23 protein-coding genes, 1 tRNA gene and 1 pseudogene are annotated in these 25,428 nt (G+C 63.6%); 17 read left to right on the top strand and 8 right to left on the bottom strand.

The window, feature by feature from the left end; all coding sequences use genetic code 11:
• Window positions 1–134: 134 nt before the first annotated feature.
• A complete protein-coding gene (ndk, locus tag Pla111_RS16540) occupies window positions 135–596 on the top strand; it encodes a nucleoside-diphosphate kinase (protein WP_146575569.1) in 462 nt (153 codons plus the stop codon).
• A gap of 39 nt (window positions 597–635) precedes the next feature.
• Here the strand turns inward: ndk and Pla111_RS16535 are convergent, their stop codons facing one another.
• Complete coding sequence (locus Pla111_RS16535) at window positions 636–1,178, bottom strand: chemotaxis protein CheX (RefSeq protein ID WP_231931115.1); 543 nt, start codon at window positions 1,176–1,178, stop codon at window positions 636–638.
• Window positions 1,179–1,385: 207 nt separating this feature from the next.
• On the opposite strand from Pla111_RS16535, the gene Pla111_RS16530 reads away from it, so the two are divergent.
• The 3 genes from Pla111_RS16530 to Pla111_RS16520 all read left to right on the top strand — a co-directional run bounded on the left by Pla111_RS16530 (window position 1,386) and on the right by Pla111_RS16520 (window position 3,878).
• The gene (locus Pla111_RS16530) at window positions 1,386–2,336 is read left to right on the top strand and encodes a lysophospholipid acyltransferase family protein (protein WP_146575568.1); all 951 of its coding nucleotides are present in this window, start codon (window positions 1,386–1,388) and stop codon (window positions 2,334–2,336) included.
• Between the two features lie 20 nt (window positions 2,337–2,356).
• On the top strand, window positions 2,357–2,758 hold the full coding sequence (locus tag Pla111_RS16525) for a Rieske (2Fe-2S) protein (RefSeq protein WP_146575567.1): 402 nt from the start codon (window positions 2,357–2,359) through the stop codon (window positions 2,756–2,758).
• Window positions 2,759–2,909: 151 nt separating this feature from the next.
• On the top strand, window positions 2,910–3,878 hold the full coding sequence (locus tag Pla111_RS16520) for a GNAT family N-acetyltransferase (protein WP_146575566.1): 969 nt from the start codon (window positions 2,910–2,912) through the stop codon (window positions 3,876–3,878).
• Between the two features lie 85 nt (window positions 3,879–3,963).
• Here the strand turns inward: Pla111_RS16520 and Pla111_RS16515 are convergent, their stop codons facing one another.
• The gene (locus Pla111_RS16515; protein ID WP_197525112.1) at window positions 3,964–5,202 is read right to left on the bottom strand and encodes an SAM-dependent methyltransferase; all 1,239 of its coding nucleotides are present in this window, start codon (window positions 5,200–5,202) and stop codon (window positions 3,964–3,966) included.
• Window positions 5,203–5,436: 234 nt separating this feature from the next.
• Here Pla111_RS16515 and msrB point away from each other — a divergent pair, with 234 nt between their 5' ends.
• On the top strand, window positions 5,437–5,841 hold the full coding sequence (gene msrB / locus Pla111_RS16510; protein WP_146575564.1) for a peptide-methionine (R)-S-oxide reductase MsrB: 405 nt from the start codon (window positions 5,437–5,439) through the stop codon (window positions 5,839–5,841).
• A gap of 71 nt (window positions 5,842–5,912) precedes the next feature.
• Complete coding sequence (locus Pla111_RS16505; RefSeq protein WP_146575563.1) at window positions 5,913–6,854, top strand: aldo/keto reductase; 942 nt, start codon at window positions 5,913–5,915, stop codon at window positions 6,852–6,854.
• A 51-nt stretch (window positions 6,855–6,905) separates the two neighbouring features.
• Here Pla111_RS16505 and Pla111_RS16500 read toward each other — a convergent pair whose 3' ends face one another.
• Together Pla111_RS16500 and Pla111_RS16495 are read right to left on the bottom strand one after the other, a co-directional pair.
• On the bottom strand, window positions 6,906–7,898 hold the full coding sequence (locus tag Pla111_RS16500) for a 2-hydroxyacid dehydrogenase (RefSeq protein WP_146575562.1): 993 nt from the start codon (window positions 7,896–7,898) through the stop codon (window positions 6,906–6,908).
• Window positions 7,899–7,932: 34 nt separating this feature from the next.
• Window positions 7,933–10,233 (bottom strand): ATP-dependent helicase, encoded by a 2,301-nt coding sequence (locus Pla111_RS16495; protein WP_146575561.1) that lies wholly within the window; start codon window positions 10,231–10,233, stop codon window positions 7,933–7,935.
• A gap of 336 nt (window positions 10,234–10,569) precedes the next feature.
• Here Pla111_RS16495 and Pla111_RS16490 point away from each other — a divergent pair, with 336 nt between their 5' ends.
• The 8 genes from Pla111_RS16490 (at window position 10,570) to Pla111_RS16455 (ending at window position 17,619) form a co-directional block, all read left to right on the top strand.
• The gene (locus Pla111_RS16490) at window positions 10,570–10,878 is read left to right on the top strand and encodes a DNA-directed RNA polymerase subunit alpha C-terminal domain-containing protein (RefSeq protein WP_146575560.1); all 309 of its coding nucleotides are present in this window, start codon (window positions 10,570–10,572) and stop codon (window positions 10,876–10,878) included.
• 37 nt (window positions 10,879–10,915) lie between these two features.
• Window positions 10,916–12,235 (top strand): DUF3592 domain-containing protein, encoded by a 1,320-nt coding sequence (locus Pla111_RS16485; protein ID WP_146575559.1) that lies wholly within the window; start codon window positions 10,916–10,918, stop codon window positions 12,233–12,235.
• Window positions 12,232–12,642 (top strand): hypothetical protein, encoded by a 411-nt coding sequence (locus Pla111_RS16480; protein WP_146575558.1) that lies wholly within the window; start codon window positions 12,232–12,234, stop codon window positions 12,640–12,642. Before Pla111_RS16485 ends, Pla111_RS16480 begins: the two co-directional genes overlap by 4 nt.
• Window positions 12,639–13,292 (top strand): hypothetical protein, encoded by a 654-nt coding sequence (locus Pla111_RS16475; protein ID WP_146575557.1) that lies wholly within the window; start codon window positions 12,639–12,641, stop codon window positions 13,290–13,292. The genes Pla111_RS16480 and Pla111_RS16475 overlap by 4 nt, the downstream gene beginning before the upstream one ends.
• A gap of 344 nt (window positions 13,293–13,636) precedes the next feature.
• Window positions 13,637–14,584: a hypothetical protein gene (locus tag Pla111_RS16470; RefSeq protein ID WP_146575556.1), complete on the top strand. Its 948-nt coding sequence runs from the start codon at window positions 13,637–13,639 to the stop codon at window positions 14,582–14,584.
• A gap of 207 nt (window positions 14,585–14,791) precedes the next feature.
• Window positions 14,792–16,045 carry a hypothetical protein gene (locus tag Pla111_RS16465; RefSeq protein ID WP_146575555.1) on the top strand — a complete coding sequence of 418 codons (1,254 nt, stop codon included), beginning with the start codon at window positions 14,792–14,794 and terminating at the stop codon, window positions 16,043–16,045.
• 43 nt (window positions 16,046–16,088) lie between these two features.
• Window positions 16,089–17,168 carry a DUF6268 family outer membrane beta-barrel protein gene (locus Pla111_RS16460; protein ID WP_146575554.1) on the top strand — a complete coding sequence of 360 codons (1,080 nt, stop codon included), beginning with the start codon at window positions 16,089–16,091 and terminating at the stop codon, window positions 17,166–17,168.
• Between the two features lie 88 nt (window positions 17,169–17,256).
• Window positions 17,257–17,619 carry a VOC family protein gene (locus tag Pla111_RS16455; protein ID WP_146575553.1) on the top strand — a complete coding sequence of 121 codons (363 nt, stop codon included), beginning with the start codon at window positions 17,257–17,259 and terminating at the stop codon, window positions 17,617–17,619.
• A 31-nt stretch (window positions 17,620–17,650) separates the two neighbouring features.
• On the opposite strand, the gene Pla111_RS16450 is transcribed toward Pla111_RS16455, so the two are convergent.
• Entirely contained in the window at window positions 17,651–18,460 is an 810-nt protein-coding gene (locus Pla111_RS16450) for an SDR family oxidoreductase (protein ID WP_146575552.1), read from the bottom strand.
• Between the two features lie 101 nt (window positions 18,461–18,561).
• Between Pla111_RS16450 and Pla111_RS16445 the strand changes: the two genes are divergently transcribed.
• Window positions 18,562–19,872 carry a glucuronate isomerase gene (locus Pla111_RS16445; protein WP_146575551.1) on the top strand — a complete coding sequence of 437 codons (1,311 nt, stop codon included), beginning with the start codon at window positions 18,562–18,564 and terminating at the stop codon, window positions 19,870–19,872.
• A gap of 33 nt (window positions 19,873–19,905) precedes the next feature.
• Here the strand turns inward: Pla111_RS16445 and Pla111_RS16440 are convergent, their stop codons facing one another.
• Window positions 19,906–21,009: a sugar kinase gene (locus tag Pla111_RS16440; RefSeq protein WP_146575550.1), complete on the bottom strand. Its 1,104-nt coding sequence runs from the start codon at window positions 21,007–21,009 to the stop codon at window positions 19,906–19,908.
• A gap of 192 nt (window positions 21,010–21,201) precedes the next feature.
• On the opposite strand from Pla111_RS16440, the gene Pla111_RS16435 reads away from it, so the two are divergent.
• Window positions 21,202–22,482, top strand: a complete 1,281-nt coding sequence (locus Pla111_RS16435; protein WP_197525110.1) for a lactate racemase domain-containing protein — start codon at window positions 21,202–21,204, stop codon at window positions 22,480–22,482.
• Window positions 22,483–22,567: 85 nt separating this feature from the next.
• Here the strand turns inward: Pla111_RS16435 and Pla111_RS16430 are convergent.
• Window positions 22,568–22,641, bottom strand: a tRNA-Arg gene (locus Pla111_RS16430).
• 465 nt (window positions 22,642–23,106) lie between these two features.
• Between Pla111_RS16430 and Pla111_RS16425 the strand changes: the two genes are divergently transcribed.
• Window positions 23,107–24,132, top strand: coding sequence for a sulfatase family protein (locus tag Pla111_RS16425; protein ID WP_146575548.1), 1,026 nt, complete (start codon window positions 23,107–23,109; stop codon window positions 24,130–24,132).
• A 999-nt stretch (window positions 24,133–25,131) separates the two neighbouring features.
• On the opposite strand, the pseudogene Pla111_RS16420 reads toward Pla111_RS16425, so the two are convergent.
• Window positions 25,132–25,428 (bottom strand): annotated as a pseudogene (locus tag Pla111_RS16420) (integrase core domain-containing protein); the annotation flags it as partial.

The raw sequence follows: 25,428 nt of genomic DNA, 5'->3' as shown, positions 1-25,428 counted from the left end.
GAAAAGCGGCGCGGGCGTGCCCGATCAACCCAGGTTGAGGGGGCCACGCGGTCCCCCTACAATCGCCAAGCTTCTGACAAGCCCTTTCCGCGATCAATTCAAGCGCCGGCACTCCCGGAGAAAGCACCCCCCTCATGCAACGCACGCTGATTCTTCTCAAACCTGACTGTGTCCAGCGCCGCCTGATGGGCCAGATCATCACCCGTTTTGAAGACAAAGGGCTGAACTTTGTCGCGATGAAGCTCATGCAGATCACGCCGGAGCTGGCTAAGCAGCACTACGCTGAGCACGTTGCGAAGCCTTGGTATCCGACGCTGGAGGGCTTTGTCACCGCCGGTCCGATTGTCGCGGCAGTGCTCGAGGGGCTCGAAGCCATCCGCGTGGTGCGTGAGATGCTTGGTGCCACCAACGGGCTGCAGGCCGCCGCAGGCACAATCCGGGGCGACTTCAGCTCCAGTCGACAGATGAACCTCGTGCATGGCTCCGATGGCGAAGAAGCCGCCGCGCGCGAGATCGCTCTGTACTTCAAGCCAGAAGAGATTGTGGCTAGCACTCCGACAATTGCCACTTGGTTGCGTGCCGCAGACGAAGCGTGAGCTTCTCACCGCCTGACGGTCTCCGTTAGCGGCCGCGTCTTACAGCTTCAGCAGCGAGACGCTGACGTGGATAAGTCGGTCGTTGACCAGCACCAGTTCGGGGTCCTGAACCTCGAACACCACGTCGAGCAACTCCAGGCCGCGGGCAAAGGCAACCTGGTAACCGTCGCCAACAATCACGGAGGGCACGGTGATATGGGAGAACGCCCAGCCGGTCTGCGAGAGCATCGACTTGACACCGCCGACGATGATGTTGGTGACTTCGCCAGCACCGTCGATCACTTGTGAGCACAGCTTTTCACACGGCTCGCCGAGCAGCCCCGAGACGGCTTGGATCGCCAGACGCTGCGGCATGTTGATCGCCACGAAGCCCGATACCGCCCCGTGGACGCCGATCATACCCGTAACCTCACCGTGCTGTCGGCCAGGAACGCGCGAGGCACCGACGCACTCGGCCTTCAGGCCGGTCATCGCCAGCCCCTTCTTAGTCGCTGAGATGAGCGCTGTGAGTAGCTCTTGGTTCAGTTGCATCGCCTCCAGCGAGGTAGCGGCTGGGGCGGGGGCAGAAGCAACAGCGGACATGCTGGGTGAGCCTAGACGACGTTGAAGGGGCGGCTATCGAACCCTCGAACATGGGTCGCAAAGCGGGCCGGTGCGAGGCGGGAGGTCCGGGATGCCGTAAACCAGCCGACCGCTGGCTCCTTTAATCCGTTCAAACCGTACGAGCGGCGTTGCCGCCGAAGCCCCCAAACGGCGACAATCCCTCCCGTGAAGCCGCTCACGCTAGTTTTGGATCTGACCTCCTACGCCGTTCTGCGGGTCTTTGTCGCCGCGATTCAGGCGTTGCCGCTCAGCGCGTGCGAGTCGGCAGCGCGAGCCCTGGCCTGGTTAGCAGGCGACGTGTTGCGGCTGCGGGGCAGGTTGGTGGAGTCCAACCTGCGGATCGCCTTTCCCGCGGCCTCCGACGCCCAGCGCCGGCGTATTGCCCGGCGCATGTGGCGGCACCTGTTTCTGATGGTCGCGGAGATCGCTCACACGCCCCGCAAGATCCACCGCACTACTTGGCGAAGCTGGTGCACCTTAACGGGCGAAGAGGCGGTGGTCCGGCGGGTTCTCGACCACCGGCCCGTCGTGTTGATTTCGGGGCACTTCGGCAACTTCGAGTTGGGTGGGTATCTGCTCGGCCTGTTGGGGTTCCCCACCCACACCGTGGCCCGGCCGATCGATAACCCCTTTGTGGACCGGTTTGTGAACCGCTTTCGGGGTAAGACCGGACAGCACATCTTGCCCAAGCAGGGAAGCCAAGCCGACGTGGAGCGGCTCATGCAGCGCGGCGGGGCGCTCACCCTGCTGGGAGACCAGGCGGCCCTGCATCGGGGCTGCTGGGTCGATTTTTTTGGCAAGCCCGCATCCAACCACAAAGCGATTTCGCTCTTCACGCTGAGCTTCTCGGCGCCGACGCTGGTGATTGGCGTGCGACGAACGGGGGGTCCGCTCGAGTACCAGATTGCCACTCGGGCGGTGGTCGATCCGCTTGAAGCGGGCTTCGCCTACCCAACCACGCCGTTGCTAACCCAATGGTTCACCCACGAACTTGAGGCGATCATCCGCGAGGCCCCCGAACAGTACTGGTGGGTCCATAATCGCTGGAAAGGGGTCCCTCCCCAGCGGCGGAGCTCGAAGCCTGCCGCTCCCCACACCGCCGTGGGGGCGACGGATGATTCGGTCCCTCACGCCTAGCTCACCGAGTATTGATCACGATGTCATCCGATGATCCTGCGCCGGGCCCACCGTCGCCGCTTTCTGGACTGGGGAAGCAGAGCACTACGGAACCGCCACCTGGAGAAGGAGCGTGGGAGAACGCCGCCTCGCTAGCCGATCTGCCCCCGGGGAAAGTGATGGAAGTCGTGATCGGCACGACGGTGATCGCCCTGGCGCACGCGGAAGGGGCGATTTTCGCGATAGACGGCATCTGCGCTCATCAGGGAGGACCGCTCGGTAAAGCGCGGCTAGAGGGCTGCCAGCTCACGTGCCCCTGGCATGGTTGGCAGTACGACCTCGCGACGGGAAAACAGCTTCTCAGCCGTACGATTGCTCAGCGAGTCTTTTCGACGCGTGTCGTGGGCGATACCATCCAGGTGCGTCTGCCGCCGATCGGGTGACTTCCCCCCCGAGCCTTCGAGCAGCACGTAGCAAGCCACTACCACGGCCGAGGGATCTCCTAGCAGGTGGATCTCCTCACGGGGGAGTGGTTGCAGCGGCAAGAGCCGCCGGGCGGCGTGCCTCGGCGGGACGAAGCAGGGCAGGGGGGGCGTGCGGCGCGTCGTGTATCAGTTCCGGTCGTTCCGCAATGCTGACCCGCCTCATTTGGCCGCTATCTGGAACAGCCAGCCGCCGTCTCGCGGTATCGCTCAGCCAATCAATCCGCAACTGCTCGAGCTGTGCGTCTTCTCGCGTCAATTTTTTGATCCCGCCGGCATGATCATCGCCGAGCGCGAGGGCGTGCCGATCGGCTTCGCCCACGCGGCCTTTGGCCCCGATGAAACCGGTGCCCGGGTTGATACGTCGCTGGGCTCGACGCAGGTGCTGATGCTCCGCTCAGACGTCACCGACGAAGCGGTCGCCGACGAGCTGATCGCGCGCAGCGAGGCCTATCAGAAATCGCGTGGGGCGACGGTTCACTATGCCGGTGGCATCCGGCCGCTCGATGCGTTCTATCTGGGGATGTACGGCGGCAGCGAGCTGCCAGGATTGCTCGATTCCACTCCGCATCAGGCCGAACGGTTCATCAGAAACGGCTACGACCCAGCTGGCCGAGTGATCGTTTTGCACCGCGAGCTAGCGCGGTTCCGCTCGGCCGGGGCCCGTGATGTGCGCGTGGTGCGGCGTGAAACCGACCTCGAACAGACGTATCTTCCCCCCGCCAAGAGCTGGTGGGAGGCTTGTGTTACTTGCGGCCATGACCGCATCCGCTTCGCCCTGCGTCATCGTGCCGAGAAACGCGAGATTGCGAGCGTCACCTACTGGGACATCGAGCCGCTTGCCTCGGCGTGGGGGATCCCCACGGTCGGACTCGTCGATCTCTACGTCGATCCCAGTCACCGCCGCCACAAAGTGGCGACCCATCTGCTGAACGAATCGCTCCGTGTCGTGCAGCGCCGCGGTGCCTCGATCGTCGAGGCCCAGGTGATGGCAGAGAATACCAATGCGCTGGCCCTCTACGACTCGCTCGGCTTCACGCCGATCGATTCGGGAGCGATCTACCGCCGCCATGCCGATTAGCTCCAGCACTCTTTTTTATGTGCTGGCGTACTGTTTGGCGTTCGCGTCGATCGGCGAGCTGAGCCGGACTGTTATTTGGACCGCGCTAAGTTGTCGCGGTTGTGTCGGACGTCGTTGGCGGAGAGGTTCGGTTCTCGCGCACGGCACGTTTCCGCTTCATGCGTCGCTGTCCGCGTGACGGAAGCGCCGCGACGCAGTACTCACGCCGGTTGAACGCCAGTTGCCGTGCCCGCACGTCCGTATAGCCCCACGAGCGGATCCAGTCGATCACTTCAGCCACCCGCTCAGGCCGGGCGAGTTCGGGGTTCAGCAGCTTGATCGTCAGCAACAGCCCACGGATCCGCATCGACTCGTTCGTGACGATCGATTCGACCGCGTTGAGCGTGTAGCTGGGGGCTGCGTTGACATCGGCCGTCAACCACTGCGCGCCGAGGAGCGGCTGGAAAGGGGTTTCCGCGGAGCGATGCCGCACATGGGTAAAACCGGGCTCGGCGAGCACGACGGGGTCGACCTCAGCCGGATCGACGCCGATGACCCGCATGCCGGCATCGAGCAGAGCCTGGCTGGCACCCCCCGGTGCGCAGCCCAACTCGATCCACACATCGCCTTTACGGGCAGGGATCGCCGACCAGCGCAGTCCCTCTTGCAGCTTCAGATAAGCCCGCGATACCGCGTGCCCCGGCAGTTGCAGACGCGGTACGCCACCGGGCCAACGATCGGTTCGGCTCCGTAGCGCGTGGGCACCGATCCACCACTGGTTGGGCTCAACAAGAGCGACATCGAGCGCCAACCGAGTCCGCCGTTTCGGTGTCGCGGCGGCGTCCGTTGTGGCCGCTTCGAGAGGCTCGTCGTCGGATTCGATCCCGTCGGCCTCGGCCAGATTTTTCTTGAGGGTGTCGCTTAGCAGCGCTCCCGCGGGTGCGGCCACCCGCAGGGCCTCGAGCGCCGCGTTGGATTCGGCTCCCGGCCCCGGCTCAATCCCGTGCTCACCCGGCAAGGCTTCATCGCGACGCCAAACGTGCAGCCCCAGCGGTCCGTCGTTCAGCAGCGCTAGGACCTCCGGGTGGCTCCAAACTTGTTGAGCGAGTCCGGCCAGATCGTCGCTGCTGCCACTGAGGCGATCGAGCGAAACGCCCATCGTACGGGCAAAGGTCAGCCGGAGTGGCTCGAACCGCTCGGGACTTGTCTCACGCGGCAGACGAAACGTGACGAAGCCGGGACGTGAAAACGCGAATCGCCATTCGGGCAGCCTGGCCGCCACTTCACCCTTGAGAGCGACTTCGGCACCGGGCTGGCAGGTACAAAAAACAAACGAACTGGGCATCGAGGAGTCGCAAAGACGGAGCAGGCGGCGCACTGAGGGGACAGGGTCTGGCCGCGGGGCCAGCGACCGCACTGGGGGAGCGTCCGACTTAGACGCACGCATGAGGTCATCTGGGCACGAGGAATCCTCTATACTAATCGCTTCCGCGCCGCCCGTCCTGGGGACCGGCGGCGCGGCGGAGGGCTTTTTCTTGCCTTGTCGATGTGTCCCACACCATTCCCGTGTAACTCGTCTATGTCTGAGCCTTCAACTCCCCACGACGCAACACTCCGCGAGCGGCTTACCCCGGAGCAGTACCAGGTAACCCAGCACTGCGGCACCGAGCCCCCTTTTACCGGTGCCTACTGGAACCATAAGGAACCAGGCGTTTATCGGTGCGTTTGCTGCCAAACACCGCTTTTCGACTCGCAAACCAAGTTTGACTCGGGCACGGGGTGGCCAAGTTTCTTTGCCGCCGTTTCCGAAACCGTTGCCGTCCGGCAAGACAGCAGCCATGGCATGGTTCGGGATGAGATTATTTGCAAACAGTGCCAGGCTCACCTGGGGCACGTCTTTCCGGACGGTCCGAAGCCGTCCGGACTGCGCTACTGCGTGAACTCGGCGTCCCTGGTTTTTGAACCCTCGGCAGAACAGGCATGACCGTAAGCGCGCGTTCCCCTGACCGCGTTCGACTCGAAGGAGCAGATTTCTGCTTGCCAAGCGGCGATCGCATGCCAGCGGTTGGATTAGGACTGTGGAAGATTCCCCCCGAAACGACCGCGGAGACCGTCCGTGCTGCCGCGGCGAACGGCTATCGCCTCTTTGACAGCGCCTGCGATTACGGCAACGAGCGGCAAGCGGGGCAGGGGATCAAGGCGGCGCTTGCCGAAGGGATCCGCCGCGATGAACTCTGGATCACCTCGAAGCTGTGGAACACCTACCACCGACCTGAACACGTCCGCCCTGCGCTCGAGCGAACGCTTGCGGATCTCGGTCTGCAGCAGCTTGACCTCTACCTGATCCACTTTCCCATTGCGCTGCGGTACGTCGATCCGGCGCTGCGCTACCCCCCCGGATGGTTCGATGACCCGGCGGCGAAGTCACCGGCGATGGCCCCCGATCGCGTTCCATTGGCGGACACGTGGGGGGCCATGGAGGCGTTGGTCGAAGCCGGTCTGACCCGCCGAATCGGCGTGTGCAACTACAACATCGCGCTGCTGCGCGATCTGTTGGCTTCGGCGCGGATCCGCCCGTCAGCGCTCCAGGTCGAGATGCACCCGCGCTTGGCCCAGCCCAAGCTGTTGCGGTTTTGCCATGAGGAAGGCATCGCCTGCACGGCCTTCTCTCCGCTGGGAGCCCAGTCGTACTTTCAGCTCGGCATGGCCGACCCGCAGGAGTCGTTGCTGAAGCATCCCGCGGTGAACAGCGTCGCCACGGCGCAGGGGAGGTCAGCAGCCCAGGTGCTGCTGCGGTGGGGCGTGCAACGCGGTGCCGCCGTCATACCAAAGACCACTCGTCACGAGCGACTTAGCGAGAATCGCGAGCTGTTTGACTTCGCGCTGACTGCCGAAGAAATGGCGACGCTGGACGGACTCGACGAGCATCGTCGCTTCAACGATCCCGGAGTCTTCTGCGAGGAAGCGTTCAATACGTTCTTCCCGATCTACGAGTAGCGGGGGTTGCGCGGGGCACGATTCAGGTGCTTCGGATCAACCGCAGCTGGTTCAGGCCAGCAGCTCGTTTGGGCATGTATCGGCCCGTTCGAGTTGCGACAGGTTGCTCATCGTTGTCTCGGCGATACTGTGGAGGGCGTCGGATGTGAAGAAGGCTTGGTGGCCTGTGATCAGTACGTTGGGGAAGGTAAGCAAGCGGGCCAATACATCGTCCGACAGCACCCGATCCGAGAGGTCCTCAAAGAAAATGTCGGCCTCTTCCTCATAGACATCCAGGCCCAGGTGGCCGATCTTGCCGCTCTTGAGTCCACGAATCACCGCCGGTGTATCGATGACCGCCCCGCGGCTGGTGTTGATGATCATCACCCCCGCGCGCATCCGCTCGATCGCTCGATCGTCGATGAGATGATGCGTTTCGGGCGTCAGGGGGCAGTGCAGGGAGACGATCTCTGACTGAGTGAGCACGGTCTCGAGCGGGGCGTACTCGATGCCGGCTTGTGGTCCTTCCGCGCGGGGCTGCGTGTCATACGCGAGCACTCGGCAGCCAAATCCGCGCACGATCTGGGCGAAGACCCACCCGATACGCCCCGTGCCCACCACGCCAACCGTCCGGCTCACCAGATCAAAGCCCAAGAGCCCTTCGAGGCGGAAGTCGCCGTCGCGGACCCGACCATAGGCGCGGTGCAGGTTGCGATTCAGGGCCAGAATCAGTCCCACCGCGTGTTCCGCGACGGCGTGGGGTGAGTAGGCGGGCACACGGACCACTCGCACGCCCAGTTTCTTGGCGGCGTTGAGGTCAATATTGTTGTATCCGGCGCACCGCAGCGCGACGTGCCTCGCCCCGAGGGCTGCGAGTTCGATCATCACGGGGTGGTTGAGCTGATCGTTCACGAAGACGCAGACGCCATCGTTTCCTTCCGCGAGCCCGACCGTGTCCGCAGTGAGCCGCGTCTCGAAGAAAGTCAGCTCGTGCCCGTGCTCCTTGGCGGCTGGCTCAAGGAAACGTTGGTCATAAGGTTTCGTACTGAATACCGCGATCTTCATCGGTGGTGCCGGTCCAACAAGGAGACGTGCGAGACTAGTTCTTCGTTGCCGGCTGCAGCGGACTGAACGCGAGCACAAAACGCTTTTCGATACCGCCAAACCGTACGGTCGCACGCCGCCCCTTGCCGTTGCCGCTGAGCGTGAGCACCTCTCCTCGACCCAACTCGGGATGATCGACCGCCATGCCGACCCGAAAAGCGTCTGGTGCCGCTGCGGCAGCGGCGCGGCTTCCGGACAGCAGCGCAGCACCGGTCGTCAAAGCCGCGGCGGCGATCCTCAGCGCCGGATCGTCGGTCGCGCGAGGCAGTTCGACCGATTCATCGGTGAGCGCGTTGATCTGGATCTCAACTTCGTCCGCAGGGCCCTCGTCCCAGCCTTCGAGTTCCCAGTCGACGGCCGGACGTGCCGATTTGCAGGCCATCTCATCGCGCGGCAATTCCAACAGGAAGCTGCTGGGGATCGCGATCCGTCGCTGACCGCGAAAGTCGCGCCGCAGAACGTGGCTCAAGTGCAGCTCTTCTTCGGCACGGGTGATGCCGACAAATGCCAGACGGCGTTCCTCTTCAAGCTGTTCCGGGTCGTTCACCGAACGTTCGTGGGGCAGGATCCCGTCCTCAACGGCCATCAAGAAGACGACGGGAAACTCGAGCCCTTTCGCCGCGTGTAGGGTCATGAGGGTGACCTTGTCCGTGTCGTCTTCCCAGCCGTCGATCTCATTCACGAGCCACGCCCGTTCCAGATACCCTTCGAGGCTGGGGTCGAGCGTGTCATCTTCGGCGGACTGTTCGTCGTACTGCCGGGCGTCGGTCAGCAGTTCTTCGCAGTTCGCGAGTCGGTTGGCGTCTTCATCTGATTCGCTCGTAGCGAGGTGCGTGCGATAGCCTGATTCAGAAAGAATGGCTCCGATGGCTTCCTCGACCGGGGCGTCGGCGTAAGTGTCGAGCCGCTCCATGATCTGGACAAAGCCGGCGATCTGCTTCGCGGGGCGCGGACCGATGCCCTCCACCTGAGCCGCGCAGCGCGAGGCATCCAGCATCGACACGCCCTGCCGAGTGGCGAACGCGCTGAGGCGTTCGAGCGTTTTCTTGCCGACCCCGCGGGGCGGGCTATTGACGGTCCGCTCGAACGCGAGGTCGTCGCGAGGGTTGTTGATTAACTGAGCGTAGGCAAGCACGTCCTTGATCTCGCGGCGCTGGTAGAACTCTTGGCCGCGGACCATCTGGAACGGGATCCGTCGCTCGCGGAAGGTGCGCTCCACGGCCCGCGACAACGCATTGACCCGATAGAACACAGCGAAGTCGCTGTAGCGTCGGGTGCCGCTCGCGACCGCGGCGTGGATGCCGTCGGCCAGGCTGCGGGCCTCTTCGCGTTCGTCGGCGTAGGTGGTCAGCCGAACCGGGGTGCCGGCGGCGTTTTCGGTAAACAGGGCTTTGGGCTTTCGCCGCTTGTTGTTGGCGATCAGCGCGTCAGCGACACTCAAGATGCTCTTGGTGCTGCGGTAGTTCTGTTCGAGCCGAACAATACGCACGCCGGGGAAGTCGGCCTCGAATTCGAGGATGTTGTTTAGGTCAGCCCCCCGCCAGCCGTAGATCGATTGGTCGGGGTCCCCTGTTGCGGCGAGGTTGGGGGAATTAACCGACAGCGCGCGCAGGATGACGTACTGCGCCCGATTGGTGTCTTGATATTCGTCGACCATGACATACCGAAAGCGCTCGTCGAGTTGCGTGCGCAGATCGGGGTCGTCGTGCAGCAGCTTGGCGACGTGCAGCAGGAGGTCGTCGAAGTCGACCGCAGCCGAAGCCAGCAGACGCTTCTGATAAGCGGGGTAAAGCTCGGCGACGATCTGCCCCAGGGGGCTTCCGCGGCGGGGCTGGTACTCGTCGGGTGTGATCAGCCGGTTCTTGGCGTCGCTGATCGCCGCGGCGAGCCGATCGGGCGTGTAGCTGAGCGTATTGATGCGCTCATTCTCAATGACCCGTTTGAGGGTTTGCCGAGCGTCCGAGGCGTCGTAGATCGTGAAGTTGGGGTCCAGCCCAACGCGTTCGCCGTGTTGCCGCAGCATCGCGGCACCAAACCGGTGAAACGTACCGAGCCACACGCGTTGCCCGGGAGCAAGCGTTTCGACGCGGCGACGCATCTCAGCGGCCGCCTTGTTGGTAAAGGTCAGGGCCAACACATTGCGAGCGGGAACACCCTGCTCGAGCAGGTGGGCGATGCGGTGCGTGACAACGCGCGTCTTTCCGCTGCCCGGGCCGGCGAGGATCAGCAGCGGACCTTCGAGGTGCGCAACCGCTTCACGCTGCGACGGATTGAGGCCGGCGAACAGGTTGGGCATAGGATCAAGGTGTTCTGTGCGGGTTGCCAGCGATCGCAACGACCAACGGAAGGGGCGAGCGGCAGGCGTGCCGTCATGCGGCCCGCTGGCAGCTCGTCAGCCCCTGGCAGGTTGATCGGTCGTCATCAATTTCCAGTATACGGGGTACGGGTCGGGGGCGACCATCGGTGGCATGTGCTATCGCTACCCCCCCGAAAGACGCCCAAAAAAATCCGAAAAAAACTTGCCGAAGTAGGGGCCACGGTCGGTATATTTTCCCCTCACGCGTCGTGGTTCCCTGCGAACCGCGGACCGCGAGTTAGGGAAGACTCACATCACCGCAACGGGAGGGAACCCATGGCCACACGTGTGCCTTTGGATCGTGTGCAGGCGGAAAGCGACGATATGAAGCGTCGTTTAGAGATGAGCACGGCCGAGATCGGTCTGGCCGTCCGGACCACGAACTGCCTCGAAGAACGCGGCGTTTTCACGGTGCATGACCTGCTGCACTGCACCCGCGAAGATTTGCTCAGTATCTCGAACTTTGGCGAGAAGACGCTGGAAGAGGTGTTCAAGGCGCTGGAGAATGTAGGTTTCTACCGCCCGGGCTATAAGCCGGTGCCCGCCGTTGAGGGGGGCCCGCCGATGGTGCGCCGGGCGAAGTAGCCGCTTCCGCCCCGCCTATCGTCCGTCTGCCCCGCTTATGCGTAGTCGCTTTCCGCTGCTGCTGAAGAAGCGCGGTCGTCGCCGCACGGGATCGGTCGCCTGGACCCGAGCCGCAGAGTTCGCGTACCAAGCAACGTTCGTCGTTGCCGGGGCGATCGGTGCTTGGTGGTGCCTGACGGACGTTCTCTTGCCCGAGCTGAAGCTCGCGCAAGAGATCAAGGGCTTTCAGCGGGCGAAGGGAACCGTCGTCGACACGCACGTGGCCGTTCGGCCCGGTCTTGCCGAGGATGAGTACTGTCCCGAGCTGCGGATCCGTTTCAAGACCAAGACCGCGCGCACGATCACGGCGTGGACTCGCCACGGGGTTGGCCGCGATACGCCCAGCCGACAAGAGGCTGCCCTGGCGCTGGAGCCTTTCCAGAAGGGGGCCAATCTGCCGTGCTGGTACGATCCCGAAGATCCCCAGCGGGTTGTGCTATCGACCGGCAGCCGATGGTGGCCGTGGTTTGTGCTTGTGATTCCGGTGTCGCTGATGGCGTCTGGGCTAATCGGCTTGTGGTGGGCGATTGCGCGGGTGCAGTCCTCTGCCGAACGCCGCGCTAGCACCGCTCCGTCGGCGGTACCGCTCCCGAATGCTGAGCCGATCGCCGACAGCCCTGGCTTGCGATTGGCCTATCGTTTGCCGCTCGACGGCGGCGAGGGATGGCGACTCAGCGGCATGGCCACGCTGTGCGTCATGTGGAACCTGCTGGCCGGTCTGGTGGTCTTTCAGGCGATCGGTTTTGACTCGCTTCCCGGTCGGCTTGGCCTGACCCTGCTGGTGGTCGCGCCGCTGGCCGCGACCAGCGTGTGGATGATTCGCTCGCTGTGGCGTGATGCGACCAGCGTGGGCGGTTTCGGAGCCACGCGTGCTGAGATTGCTACGCACCCGCTCCAGCCCGGACAGAGTGTCCAAGGGGTGGTGTTCCAGTCGGGATCGGGCCGGATCCGCTTGCTGACCATTTCACTGGTCTGCGAAGAAGTGGCTACCTATGAGCAGGGGACCGATTCGCGTGTCGCAACGGTCGAGGTGGTTCGTGAGACGCTCGTCCGCGAGCGCGGCCTGCTCGTCGAACCGGGGCAGGCGCTAGAACTCGATTTTACGATCACGATCCCCGCAACGGGGCCGTTGTCGTTTCGTTCTCCCCATAACGAGGTCCGGTGGTCGCTCGAAACGCGGCTGGCACCGGTTCGTTCGGCAGAAGCAACGCGGCGGTTCCCGCTCTGTGTATACCCACCCGAGCCGACGCTTGCTCCTTCCGCGGACTCGGTAAGCCTGTCTTCAAGTGGCCTTTCGCTCGAGGCTGTTTCTCGATGACCGATCCCACGCTCGACGAACCCCCCGAGCTTTGGCTGGACCGCGGTGGTCGCCGCTATGCACCGGGCGAAATCCTGACGGGTCGGTATCGATTGGGCGGATGGCGTGAGGCGGGGCTGCAACACCTCGAGCTAGCCGTCCTGTGGTACACCACCGGCCAGGGCGAAGAGGACTTGGCGGTGCACGACTTCCTGCGCCGTCGCGAGGCCACGCTGCCTCGTCGCGCCGACGAATCGCCGGACATGTTTAGCACGACGCTGCCCGGTAGCCCTTGGAGCTACGACGGGCAGCTGCTCAAGGTTTGCTGGGCCGTGCGGCTACGCGGATTCTTCGCGGGTGGAAAGCAGCGGGTTGTTGAAGAGCCGTTTTGGCTTGGACCTTCTGCCGAAGAAGGAACGCGCTCATGACTGCCATCGCATCCTCGGCTGTGGCGGTGTCTGCGGCAGCGTCGATTCCTTCGCGATCCCTGAATCCCTTTGCGACTTGCTGGACCGGCACCGGCAAGCTGGCCCACGTCGAGACGCGTGCGCTCTCATTGCCAAAGCTCCAGGTTGAGTTGGAGCGGCTCGGCTATCGCGGGCAGGTGGTTGGCCCGCATGGTGTGGGCAAGTCGGTTCTCGTCCGGAGCCTAGCCGCTCACATTGGCGGGCCGCCTTCGATTGTAGTGACGACTCCCGCCCGGGCATTGCTAAGGGGGATCCGTGGCGATCGACGCACGCTGCTAGTGATCGAAGGGCTCGAACGCTGGTCGATGCTGCTAGTCGGGCTGTGGACGATCTTCGTCCGTTGGAGTGGACTCCGCGTGCTTGTCACCACGCATCGTGTGGTGCGCGGAATCCCCGTGCTCACGACGCTCAGTCCTTCAGCGGAGATTTTCGCGCTGCTTTTCGATCAACTGACGCGCGAGCGTCCTACCCCGATCTCTTTGAGCGAAGCCGCGGCGTGCTTCCATGCCCACGGTGGCGATTATCGAGCGACCTGGCTGGCGTTGCACCTGGAGCACGAACGGCGACGCGGGCAGCCCCCCGTGGGGCCTTGTCGCGTCGCTTTCCGCTAGCAACGGGTACGATTGGTCGGGCTGGTTGGGCTTCGGCGGAGGTGTCCAGCGCAGGCACCCAGTGGGGCTCAGAGCCGGCGAACGGCACCCTCGGAGCGTCTTGGGGGCATTCTCAGCACTCACCGGCGGGCAAGCCGGGACAGCCCAAAAGAGGCCGACTAGATCGGTCAGGACCCGCAGAATACGAATAACCGGTACACCCGAGCGTGTTCGCCGAGCCCTCCTATTCGGAATCTGCGTCCAAATGTTGAAGTTCCTGGAACCAATGGTTGTCCAAGGTGCGTAACGCGAGTTACATATTCTGAAGAGACCGTCGGTTCCTGTCGTTCCATCAGGCCACACCTATGACTTCCCCAATACGTTCCTTGTCGTTCGGATTCGTCGCTCTGGCGGCGGCCGCGCTTGTTGCTGAAACTTCTGCTCAGTGCTGCTCGCCTGTCGGAGTCGTGCCGCAGGCGACCGTTGCCTACTCGCCGGTCATTTATCAGACGCAATCGACTTACAACGGCTGGTATCCGGGCAAGTACCTGACGGACTTCACGCGTAGTCTGTTTGCGCCGCGCACGTCGACCAGCTATGTGGCGGGTTACGCTCCTGCGGCAGCACCGAGCTCCTATGTTGCGGGTTATGCGCCGGCTTACACGCCGAGCGCGACGTACCAAACCGCCTACCGCCCCACCTACCCGGCATCGTATGGTCCGGTCATGTCGTCACTGGCCTACGGCGTCTCGCGTCCGGTCACGCTCTCGCCCGTGATCACTTCGAGCTGCACCAGCTGCTGTTCGTCGGGTTGCGACGCCTGCGGTGGCGTCACTCAGGCGGTCTACGATGCGCCGCTTTCGAGCGGATGCGCCAGCTGCTCCAGCCAGCCAGTCTACACGTCTCCCAGCACGCAGCTCGCGCCGACCCCGGCCGGTCCCTCACCCAGTTACAGCGAGCCGCAGCCCGCGCTTGGTCCCAACGATAACCCCACTCCCGAACGGGCTTTCAAGCCGAACGCCGATACGCCAGCGCTGAGCGATCCGAACTCGGGCATTTCGATCGACGCCAACGAAGCCAGCGGTGATAGCGGTGCCTATTGGCAAGCCCCGCCGCTGTTCGATTCGCGCGACCGTGTGACGCAGAAGCTTGCGGCCCCGGTCTGGCAGGCGGTTTACCGCCAGCCCTTGGAGGGAGCCGCGTCCGCGCAAGCCACTTCGAGCCGTTCCAGCGTCGAGCCCGCTAGCTCCGCCCCCCGCGTTCGTGGAGCTCACCAAGTTGGCAGCACCGGTTGGGGTGCCACCGGCAACTGAGCCTTAGCGGCGGTTGCGGAGCGGCATGAGAGCCGCTTCGCCTTGACCCTGCTCGGCTGACACTGCTACGAACCCGCCTTCGGTTCCCCCTTGAACCCGGAGGCAGGACGCGTGCGCGTCGCCAGCGAGCCACACACGATTGCCGACCGCGGCGCATTGCGCTGCCGGTGTGTTTGCGCGGTAATCCTGGCCGCTGCGGTTAGCGTGTTGAATTGCCCTCCCGTGGCGGGGCAACGCCTCCAGGTGCCGCAAGGGACTTACTCGGCCGCGCCGCCGGCATGGGGTGATCCGTTTACTGCGGCACCCGCCGCATCGGTGCCGCCGCCGAGCTTCGATCCCTACAGCGGGGCGATTGGCGTTCCGAACGGTCCCTCGCCGTTTAGCAGCGCGCCCTACGCCGGCCCGCCTCCCGCGGCCTTGCCCTATTCTTATGCGCCGCCAGCTGGTGGCGGTTACGCGGCCCCCCCGGCTTATGGCGGACTCGCTCCGGGGGCAGCATCTCCTTATGGGGCACCTTATAGCGCGGCGCCCGTTGCTCCGTCGTACTCGTACGGTGCGCCGCCGGCCCCGGCCGGCTTGTACGGCGAAGGGTCGCCGCTGGGGTGGCAGCCGGGTACGTATGGATTCGAGCAAGGAGACGGAAGCACCGTTCGGTTCCGTCAGTTTTTCTCACGGTTGCGCGGAGAGCACACGATCCTGTTGGGCGACAACTCTGCCGATGCGTTTGAGGTGAACCGCACGGAGATCGCCTCGACATTCGCGTGGCCGATCGCCGGTCAGATCGAAACGCCGCTCCTGGTCACGCCGGGGTTTGCGTTCAATTGGTTCAACGGTCCCGAAGGGGACCCCACCTCGATGCCGCGTGGTCCCGACCTGCCACCACGGGCGTACGACGCCTATGTCGACTTCTCGTGGTTTCCCCGATTCTCACCCGAGCTGGGGGCCGAACTGGGCTTCCGTACGGGTGTCTGGACCGACTTCGACGAAGTCAGCACCGACTCGATGCGTTTTCTCGGGCGCGCGCTGGGAGTGGTGACCCTTACGCCGCAGTTTGAGCTGCTGCTGGGTGCCGTGTATCTCGATCGGCTGCGCGTGAAGACGCTGCCGGCAGGCGGCGTCCGCTGGCGACCCTCGCCCGAGTGGGATCTCTACTTGGTTTTTCCGAATCCCAAGATCCGCCGCACCATGCGGTCGTTTGGCTCAACCGATTGGTGGTGGTATGTCGCCGGCGAATACGGCGGCGGATCGTGGACGGTCCAGCGCGAAGATATCGGTGATCGCATCGACTACAACGACCTGAGGCTGTTGTTCGGCTTGGAATGGCAGGCTGCGACGCAGGCACGCGGGCATATCGAAGTTGGCTACGCCTTCGATCGCGAGATTCTCTTTGGCGATTCGGGCGATCCGGCACGCTTTCTTCCGGACGACGCGGTGATGTTCCGCATTGGCATCGGCTACTAACCAACCGACTCGAAGGCGCAGCGCTCCGACGCGATCGATGTTCATGACACGCCACACACGACGGTTTGCGCTGTTCTTGCCCTTCTTGCTATGGATCGGCTCCGACCTGGCCGCCGAGCCAGCGCCGACCAACGCAATCAGCACCGACGATTGGGTGGGCGGAGTCAGTGTGGGCGATGAACTGGGGCAGGGCGTGCCGCGCCGTGAAGAGGCCTCGCTGCTGTTCGTTACGCCGCAGGTGGATCCGGTTTACTTGCCTTTGCAGCACAATGTTGCCGAAGACGCTATCCCGAACGAAGCCCCGTTGAGCGGTCCGCCGAGCCGTGCACCGGGGATCCCCGGTGCACGCCGACCGGGCTTCTTCCAAGGTGCTAAAACAACCTTCGAGTACATCCCCGCCTTCGACGACGCAGGGATGGGGCACAATGCCTGGTTCACGAGCGTCGATATTGGGCTGCCTCCGGTGCTGCTGGGCTGCCCGATCCTGATAAGCCCGGGTTACGGCGTCCACACGTTCGAGGGGCCCACGACGCTCCAGACGCCGGCGGTCGTACATGACCTGCAGCTAAGTTTTGCCACGTTTCGTCCGCTGACCGAAAAGTGGTTCTTTCGGGGGAACGTGATCGTGGGGCTCTACGGCGATGAGCACAGCCTGGACGATGCCGACGCCGCGCAGATCTCAGGCTTTGCGATGGGCATCTACAACCTCTCGCCCGCTTGGCAGTGGGCGATCGGTGCCGGCTACGTGAACAACGCCGACCTGGCGGTGATCCCCGTAGTCGGCTTCATCCACGATCGCGGCTGGATCAAGTACGAGGCGATGATGCCTCGGCCGCGGATCATCGTTCCCTTGGCCAATGAGTCGGGCGTCAAGTCGAACGTCTATGTCAGTGGGGAGTTCGGCGGTGGTGTCTGGGCCGTGCAACGGGACTCGGGCGTAACCGAACCGTTGCAGCTGAGCCGCTACGCCGCTCTGATCGGCTACGATCGCGAATCGCTGGGGGGTGCCACTTGGCGTTATGAGTTGGGCTACGTTTTCGGCCGTGAGCTGGAATACGAAGACTCGGGCGAAGCGGTCGATCTGGACGACTCGCTAATCGTGCGTGTGGGCTTGTCGTTTTAGTGTCGGGGCAGACGGAGCTTTCGGCTGAGAGCAGCGTGCTCATTTTACGAAGCCGATCCCGTCCGCTGGCCTTTCACCGAGCGCTTTCATGAAGATGAATCGTATCGTCCCCATGCTGCCCGTGAGCAACATGCCGGCCAGCGTTGCTTACTATGAGAAGCTTGGTTTCAGCGTCGAGCAACGCAACGACGAGTGGCGGTGGGCGCTGCTCCGCTGTGGCGATTGTCAGCTGATGGTGGACGAATCGATCAACATCGCCCCGCACGCACCCCGGGCAGGGGTCCTCTATCTCTATCCCGAGGACCTCGCGGCGTATCACCACCAGGTGCGCGCTAACGGGGTGAGCGTCGCTGACCTCGACGTGGCCTTCTACGGCATGACCGAGTTTCGAATAGAAGACCCCGATGGGAATCGTTTGTGGATCGGCCAACCGGCCGCCGCCGAAGTCTGACAAAGGCTTACGGAGAAAGCTGTCGCGGATCTCAGATGGTCGTCGCGGAGAAGCCGCCATCGACCACGATGTTCTGTCCCGTGACGAACGACGCTGCCCGGCTTGCCAGCCACACCACGGCACCGGACAGCTCGTGTGCCTTGCCAAAGCGGCCCATCGGCGTGTGCGCGATGATCTGCCCGCCGCGCTCGGTGTAGCTGCCGTCGTCGTTCATCAAGAGCGCGCGATTCTGCTCGGCAGGAAAGAACCCCGGGCTGATGGCGTTCACACGCACGCCGTGCGTAGCCCACTCACGGGCGAGGAACTGTGTCAGGTTCAGCACGGCCGCCTTCGCCGCCGAGTAAGCGACCACCCGCGAGAGCGGCGTCATGCCGCTCATCGAGGCGATGTTGATAATGCTCCCTTCGCCCGCGGAGAGCATCGCCGGGCCGAAGGCCTGGCTGGGCAGCAGAGAGCCGCCGACCAGATTGAGGTCGAAGACTTCATTCCAGGCACCACGCGGCAGCTTGCAGAAGTCGGCTCCGGGGGGGAGCGTCGCCTCGGGTCGATTGCCACCGGCGGCGTTCACGAGGATCGTCGCCGGTCCCATTTGTGATGCGATCTCTTCCGCAGCTGCTGCGAGCGATTCGCCCGAGAGCGCATCAGCGGTAAAGAACGCGGCTTGTCCTGCGGCGGCCTCGATCAATCGCACCCGCTCCGCGCCGCGCTCGGCGCTGCGTCCCAAGACGGCGACACGCGCGCCGGCGGCCGCGAGGGCTCCTGCCATGGCACCGCCCAGCGTTCCCGTGCCGCCGATCACCGCGGCCGTTCTTCCATCGAGACGAAAGTCTGCAGCGTCCATCAATATCCTGACCGGGTAACGGAAGAGACAAATCGAAGGCGGTTTGAATCGGGGCGGGGCGCTTCTGTCGCGACGCGACCAACCCCGTTAAGCTTTAATCCATGAACAGCACCAGCGCTAACCCCCCTGCGAGTGAGATCGGCCCGCTCGTGCGTCGTGTCGTCGCGGAAACTCCGGTGTGGGACCTCCACACGCACCTGTTTCCCCCCGCCTTCGGCACGCCGATCGGACGCGGCGTGGCCCCCGACTCGCGTGGCTTGATGCTGTGGGGAATTGATGAACTCGTCACTTACCACTATTTGATTGCCGAAGTGTTGCGCGAGTTGAGTGCCCAGGAGTTGCCGACCGAGCGCTTCTGGAGCCTGAGCCAATCCGAGCAGGCGGACCTCATCTGGCAGAAGCTGTTTGTCGAGTCGACGCCCCTCTCTGAGGCCCGCCGGGGCGTGGTAACGACCCTCACGCGGCTGGGGCTCGATCCCCACGAGCCGACACTCGACGGCTACCGCAAGTGGTTCGCCGCCCAGTCGCCCGCAGAACAAATCGATCGCGTCTTGGGCGTGGCCGGAGTCGAGCGAGTGACCATGACCAACGAGCTGTTCGACGCCGGTGAACGCGCGCGCTGGCTTGCCGACCCAGCAGCACTGCGCGCCGACAAACGGTTTATCCCCGTGCTGCGGTTCGATGCGTTGGTGGTCGATTGGCCCCGAGCCTGCGCCGAGCTTCGGTCCTGGGGTTACCGCGTGCAAGAAGACCTTGCGGGCGATACCCTCGCTGAAGTCGGTCGGCTGCTCGACGAATGGATCGAACGGATCGGCGCAGCCTACTGTGCGATGAGTCTCCCGCCCGCGTGGCGTTATCCGGCCCCGACGCCCGGCAACCGCATTCTGACCGAGGCGATCCTGCCCGCCTGCGAGCGTCACGGCGTGGCCCAGGCGCTCATGATCGGCGTCACGCGTGCGCAGAATCCGGCGCTGCGATTGGCGGGCGATTCGCTTGGCGCGGCCGATATGGATTCGGTGGCGGCATTGTGTCGGGACTTTCCGGACGTGAACTTCCTGGTAACCCTCTTGGCTCGCGAGAATCAGCACGCCCTGGCCGTGACCGCCCGCAAGTTCCGCAACCTGCTGCCGTTTGGCTGCTGGTGGTTTCTCAATAATCCGTCGCTTATCAGCGAGATCACGCGGATGCGGATCGAATTGCTGGGAACGAGCGTTGTGCCGCAGCACAGCGACTGCCGCGTGCTGGAGCAACTGATTTATAAGTGGGATCATAGTCGGCGGATCATCGGCGATGTGCTTGTCGAGAAGTACGCCGACCTAACGGCGGCGGGATGGCGCTGCGAAGAGCCCGCCATCCGCAAAGACGTGCAGCGGCTGCTCTACGGCGAGACAGCCCGATGGTTGCGTGCTTAATCGGCACAAAACACAAACTGCGGCGGAGTTTTTCTAGCGCTGCACGCGTGCCGATCCGCCTACTGCCAACGCTTCGACCTCGCTTAGCGTTGCCAGTGAAACGTCGCCAGCGTAGGTCGTGAGCAAGGCACCGTGGGCCCAGCCCAGCCGCAGCGCTTCTTCAGTCGGTCGGCCGCTTAGCAAGCCGTACACAAGACCTGAGGCAAAGCCGTCGCCGCCGCCGATGCGGTCGAGCACGTCTAGCTCCATCGTCGGGCTCACCAGACGCTCTCCAGCGCCCACGTCGGCACCCTGCATCCAGAGCACGGCGGCCCAGTTGTGGCGGTTGGTGCTCTTCACTTCACGCAGCGTAGTAGCGATCGCCTTGACGTTGGGGTACGCCCCCTTCACCTGCTCGATCATGCCGAAGAACGCCTCGGGGTCGAGCTTTGATTTGTGCTCGACGTCTTGTCCCTCGAGGCCGAGCCCCTTCTGCAGGTCTTCTTCGTTGCCCACCAGCACATCGACATTCGCGGCGATCGCGCGCATCATTTCCAGGCCTTTGGCTTCGCCCCCTTCGAGGGTCCGCCACAGTTTTGCGCGGTAGTTCAGGTCGAAGGAGGTGACCGCACCGGCGGCCCGAGCGGCCTGCATGCCTTCTACGATCAGCTCGGCCGTGTGCGCTCCGATCGCCGCGAAGATCCCCCCCGAGTGAAACCAGCGCACGCCGCGGTCAAAGATCGCCTGCCAGTCAAAGTCGCCGGGCTTGAGCAACGCGCCGGCCTCGTTAGCCCGGTTGTAGAACACGACCGGGGCGCGCACGCCGTGCCCCTGATCGCTGTAGACCGTGGCCATGTTCGGCCCGCGCACGCCGTCGTGCTCGAAGCGTTTGTAGTAGGGGCGCACGCCCCGTTCGCGGACCTGAGCTTCGATCAGCTCGCCGACACCGTTGTTGACCATCGCCGTGGCGACACCGGTCTTCAGGCCGAAGCAGCTCGCCAGGTTCGCCGCGCAGTTGTATTCGCCCCCCGAAACATGGACATCGAACGAGCGGGCTCTCCGGAAGGGAGTGGTCCCCGGATCGAGCCGGTGGACGAGGGCACCCAGCGAGAGAAAGTCGAGTTCACAGTCATCCGGGCGGATTTTCAGAGCGGCCATAGCTTGCGTTAATAAGGACAAGACTTGCGGAAGACAGCCCCTGCGAGCGGGGGCAAACGTTCCGAGCGAAACGGTAAAGATCGGTGATTTTTCGGGGGCGATCGTGTCCGCGGTGCGGTGATACTATCAAGCGGCAGCGATCTGTTCGACCCGCCGCCCGGCCCTTAATGAGAAGCCTCTAAAGTGAACGTCGTGAACGACCCACTAATTACACTCGACGGCGGTCCCGCCGGATTAACCACCAAAAATTGGCAAGAATGTCTCGAACAGATTGCCCAGACGTGGATCCTCGACGCCGGTGTTGAGCGTCTGCTGCTCGTGCCGCCCGATCACACGCGGCTCTATTCGTTCGCCGGTACGCTCACCGCCGAGCTGTGGCGCATGCTCCACGATCGGGTCGCGATCGATATCCTGCCCGCTCTGGGGACGCACCTGCCGATGACCGAGCGACAGCTCCGCATGATGTTTGGCGAGGAGATCCCGCTCGACCGGTTCCATGCCCATAACTGGCGGACGGATCTCAAGCCGCTGGGCGTGTTCCCCGCGGAGTTTCTCGATGAACTCTCGGGGGGGCGGATGCGGTCGCCCGTTGAAGTCGCCGTCAATCGGCGGATTATTTCCGGAGGCTACGATCTGGTACTCTCGCTCGGTCAGGTCGTGCCGCACGAGGTGATCGGCTTCGCCAACCACTCGAAGAACATCTGTATTGGCTGCGGCGGGGGGCAGATGCTGCATCAGTCGCACTTCCTCGGTGCCGTCTGCGGCATCGAACAGGTGCTGGGGGTTATCGATACGCCGGTTCGCCGACTCATGGACGAGGGCTTCTATCGGTTCGTGCGGCCGCGGGCCGACGTGCGATTCCTGCTTACCGTCGTTGAAGACAAGCCGGGGGGGCCGGCGCTGCGGGCGCTTACCGCCGGCGATGGCAGCGAGTGCTTCCGATGGGCCGCACGGCTCTCGGGGGAGCTGAACCTGAAGCACGTTGATCGACCGCTCAACCGCTGCGTGGTTTACCTCGACCCGCGCGAGTTTTCTTCAACGTGGCTCGGCAACAAAGCGATCTACCGCACCCGTAAAGCGATGGCAGACAACGGTGAATTGATCGTGCTCGCCCCGGCCGTGCACGCTTTCGGAGAAGACCCCCAGATCGATCGGCTGATTCGCCAGTACGGATATTGCGGAACCCCGGCGACCCTCGCGGCGCTGGAAGCCGATGAGGATTTGGCGGGCAATCTCTCGGCCGCGGCCCACCTGATCCACGGTTCGACCGAAGGGCGCTTCCGCGTGACCTACGCCACGGGCGCGGGCCTAACCGCGGAAGAGATCCGCAGCGTGGGTTACGAGCACCGATCGTACGATGAGGTGGCGCAGGCGTTTAGCATCGATCAGCTCAACGACGGCTGGCACGAAGGCCCCGACGGCGAGCCGTTCTACTTCATCCGCAACCCGGCGCTCGGGTTATGGTCGTCATAAAAACGCGGTGCAACGCGGCGACGGATCCCCCGCACTTGCCCAGGACAGGAGCCAGCTCAAGAGACGGGAGCCAGCTCAAGACAAGTGACCCCGGCTGGATTCGAACCAGCAACCTTCGGCTTCGGAGGCCGACGCGCTATCCAGTTGCGCCACGGGGCCCTGAGTAACTCTGCTTGTCTGAGCCGCTAAAAGAACCCGGATCGCGGGATCTCGCGCTGCCGCAGGCATGATGGCCGCTGCCGGAGGCACCACTGAACGGCTATCGAAGCACCGCTCGGGCCTCCGTCGTAGACGGCACGGAAAAAGCGAGAGCCTCACCAGGGAAGGGCATCCCCTGGCGAGTTCGGTAAGTGTTATCGAGCTGCCTGCTTAGGGTCAATAGCCCAGCGTCTGGCTAGCGATCCCGACCGCTGCCTAGGCGCGGTCTTTCGCAGCCTACTCGAAAACCAGGCGAGGAAGACCAGGGTCAGATGGAGTCGATTGCTTGAACTGATCGGAGAGATGGACAATCTTCCTCGCACGTGGTGCCGCGTTGTTCGTCCCGTTTACGATTGATCAGAAGGCCTAGCGGCGTAGCTCGGCGACACACGGCAACCTATCGCTCACCTAGAATCGCAGCCCTCGATGCACCGATTTTTCGCTACCTTCTTCGTCCTCTGTCTTTGTCGGCTCGCGGTGGCCGATATCGCGGAATCGACGCGTCCTCATATTGTCCTCATCTACGCGGAGGATATGAGTCCCGAGCTCGGCTGTTATGGGCACCCGGCGGTCCGCACGCCGAAGATCGACTCCCTGGCGGCTCATGGGGTGCGGTACACGCGGCTGTTCTGCACGGGCCCATCCTGCACGCCCTCGCGGAACGCGATGATCACCGGCGTCTATCAGACACGCACCGGAACGCAGGACCAGCGTCGAGGTGGCGTCGTGCTGCCCGCTGGGGTTCAGCCCATCACCGAACCACTCCGTCGAGCCGGCTACTACTGCGCGGTTGGCTGTGGCTACAACGCCAAGACCGATTTCAACTTCGTCGCCGAGCAGGTCTTCGATGGCGATGACTGGTCACTGCGAGCCGACGGGCAGCCCTTCTTCGCACAAATCACCCTCGGGATCACGCACCGGCATCCGGGCGTTGGCTGGTCGAAGATTCGGGCCGCGGCCGAGTCGCCCGTCGATCCGCAAGCCGTCGAACTGCCACCGTATTTCCCGGACACGCCCGAGTGTCGCCTCGACTGGGCAGGCTACCTCGACTCGATCGAAGCGATGGACGCGCAGGTTGGCCAGATCCTCGATCGTCTCGATCAGGAAGGACTCGCCGAGAGCACGGTCGTGATCTTCATGGGTGACAACGGCCGTTGCCACCTCCGTGGAAAGTGCTGGCTTTACGAAGGCGGGCTGCACGTACCGCTGATCATTCGTCGGCCGGGCGGTATCGGTAAGGGGCTCGTCGAAGAAGGGCTCTATTCGGCGATCGATGTGACGGCGACGATCCTCTCGCTTGCCGGTGCCGATCCCCCCCCGGTGTTCGATGGCGTTCCGCTCTTGGGCGAGGCCGCCAAGCCGCGCGAGGCAATCTTCGCGGCCCGGGATCTCATCGACGAGGTGCGAGACACGATCCGCTGCGTGCGAACGGACCGTTGGCGTCGTCGATAGCGACGATTATGAACTTTGGCGATCGACGTTCGGCTCGACAACCAACTTGGACGCCGACGCTAATCTCAACGGGGTAGTTGACCTCGGTGACTACACCCTCTGGCGCGACACTCTTAGTACCACCTCCGTCGCCGTTCCCGAGCCCAGTTGCGCCATAATCTTCCTAGCGGCTTTGGTTACCGCCAATCGCCGCCGCGCTATGCGTCTTGAGGCGTAGCACTACGAACAGCTCAGGAGCGGAAGCGAGGCAGCAGGTCGGCGAGCCGCAGCAAGCGACGAGAATCCCTCGACCGCCAAGAACTCGTTGCGCTGCCAGCACTGCCGCTTTCTGGCTCACCAGCCTCGGGGAAGCTTCGCTAAGCCACCGGCACCTACGATCGGTGACAGTTGCCCAACACGGCAAACCGAACCGTTCGCGTTGCGTTGCACCAACAGTTTCACCCGCTTGCAGGCAACCGGGGCAAATTGGAGGCGTTTGCTGACAGTTCGCCGTTGCTCATTAGCGCCGTTGCTCATTAGCGGAGCCAAGAAACGAAAAAACCCCGCGAAACACTGGGTTTTCACGGGGTTTGATCGAGAGGCGCCGGGCGGAATCGAACCGCCGATGTCGGATTTGCAATCGGGTAGAAACGGGTTTTAACCCCCTAACAGAGCATACACTTACGACGGTTGCATACGACCGTTGCACCAGTGGTTGCACCAACTCAGCTGAATTGGATCGATTGGCCTCTTCGCTTGCTGCAGAATTTTGCCTTGACTGCCGCCTAACGCTAGCTGAGTTACTTTCGAGAGGCAGTACCTAGATTGGGCAAGGATGGCGTCTGGTAGAGCCTAAAGCCGTGGCGAGGCTCTTGGTCTTCCCCCGATCTATGTGCCAGTCGCTCTGAGAGAATCGGGATGATTAGATGGTAGTCCGTTGGGCAGCTGGAGCGGAGGGGCCTGCGAAGCCGTAGGCTGAGCAGGGCCCGGAGCGGAAGCGGCCCAACGGGCGGCGAACTCGGCCGGAGGGATGTGACCCAGCGAGCTGTGTGGCCGGTGGTGGTTGTAGTCCAGCCGCCACCGATCAACGCACCACCGGGCATCCTCCAGCCCCAAGAACAGCTCACGGTCCAGCAGCTCTTGGCGGAAGCGGCTGTTGAAGCTCTCGACGTATCCGTTTTCCCAAGGGCTCGCCTTGGCGACGAACAGCGTCTTCACGCACGCCCGGTCGAGCCATCGACGGAGGCTCTTGGCCACGAACTCCGGGCCGTTGTCACTCCGGATGTGCTCTGGGGCACCACGCACCGCGAAGAGGTA

Origin of the sequence: Botrimarina hoheduenensis, from assembly GCF_007859815.1 — a bacterium.
Lineage (GTDB): Bacteria > Planctomycetota > Planctomycetia > Pirellulales > Lacipirellulaceae > Botrimarina > Botrimarina hoheduenensis.
The sequence above is the reverse complement of the archived record's forward strand: the minus strand, read 5'-3'. Positions and strand labels throughout refer to the sequence as shown.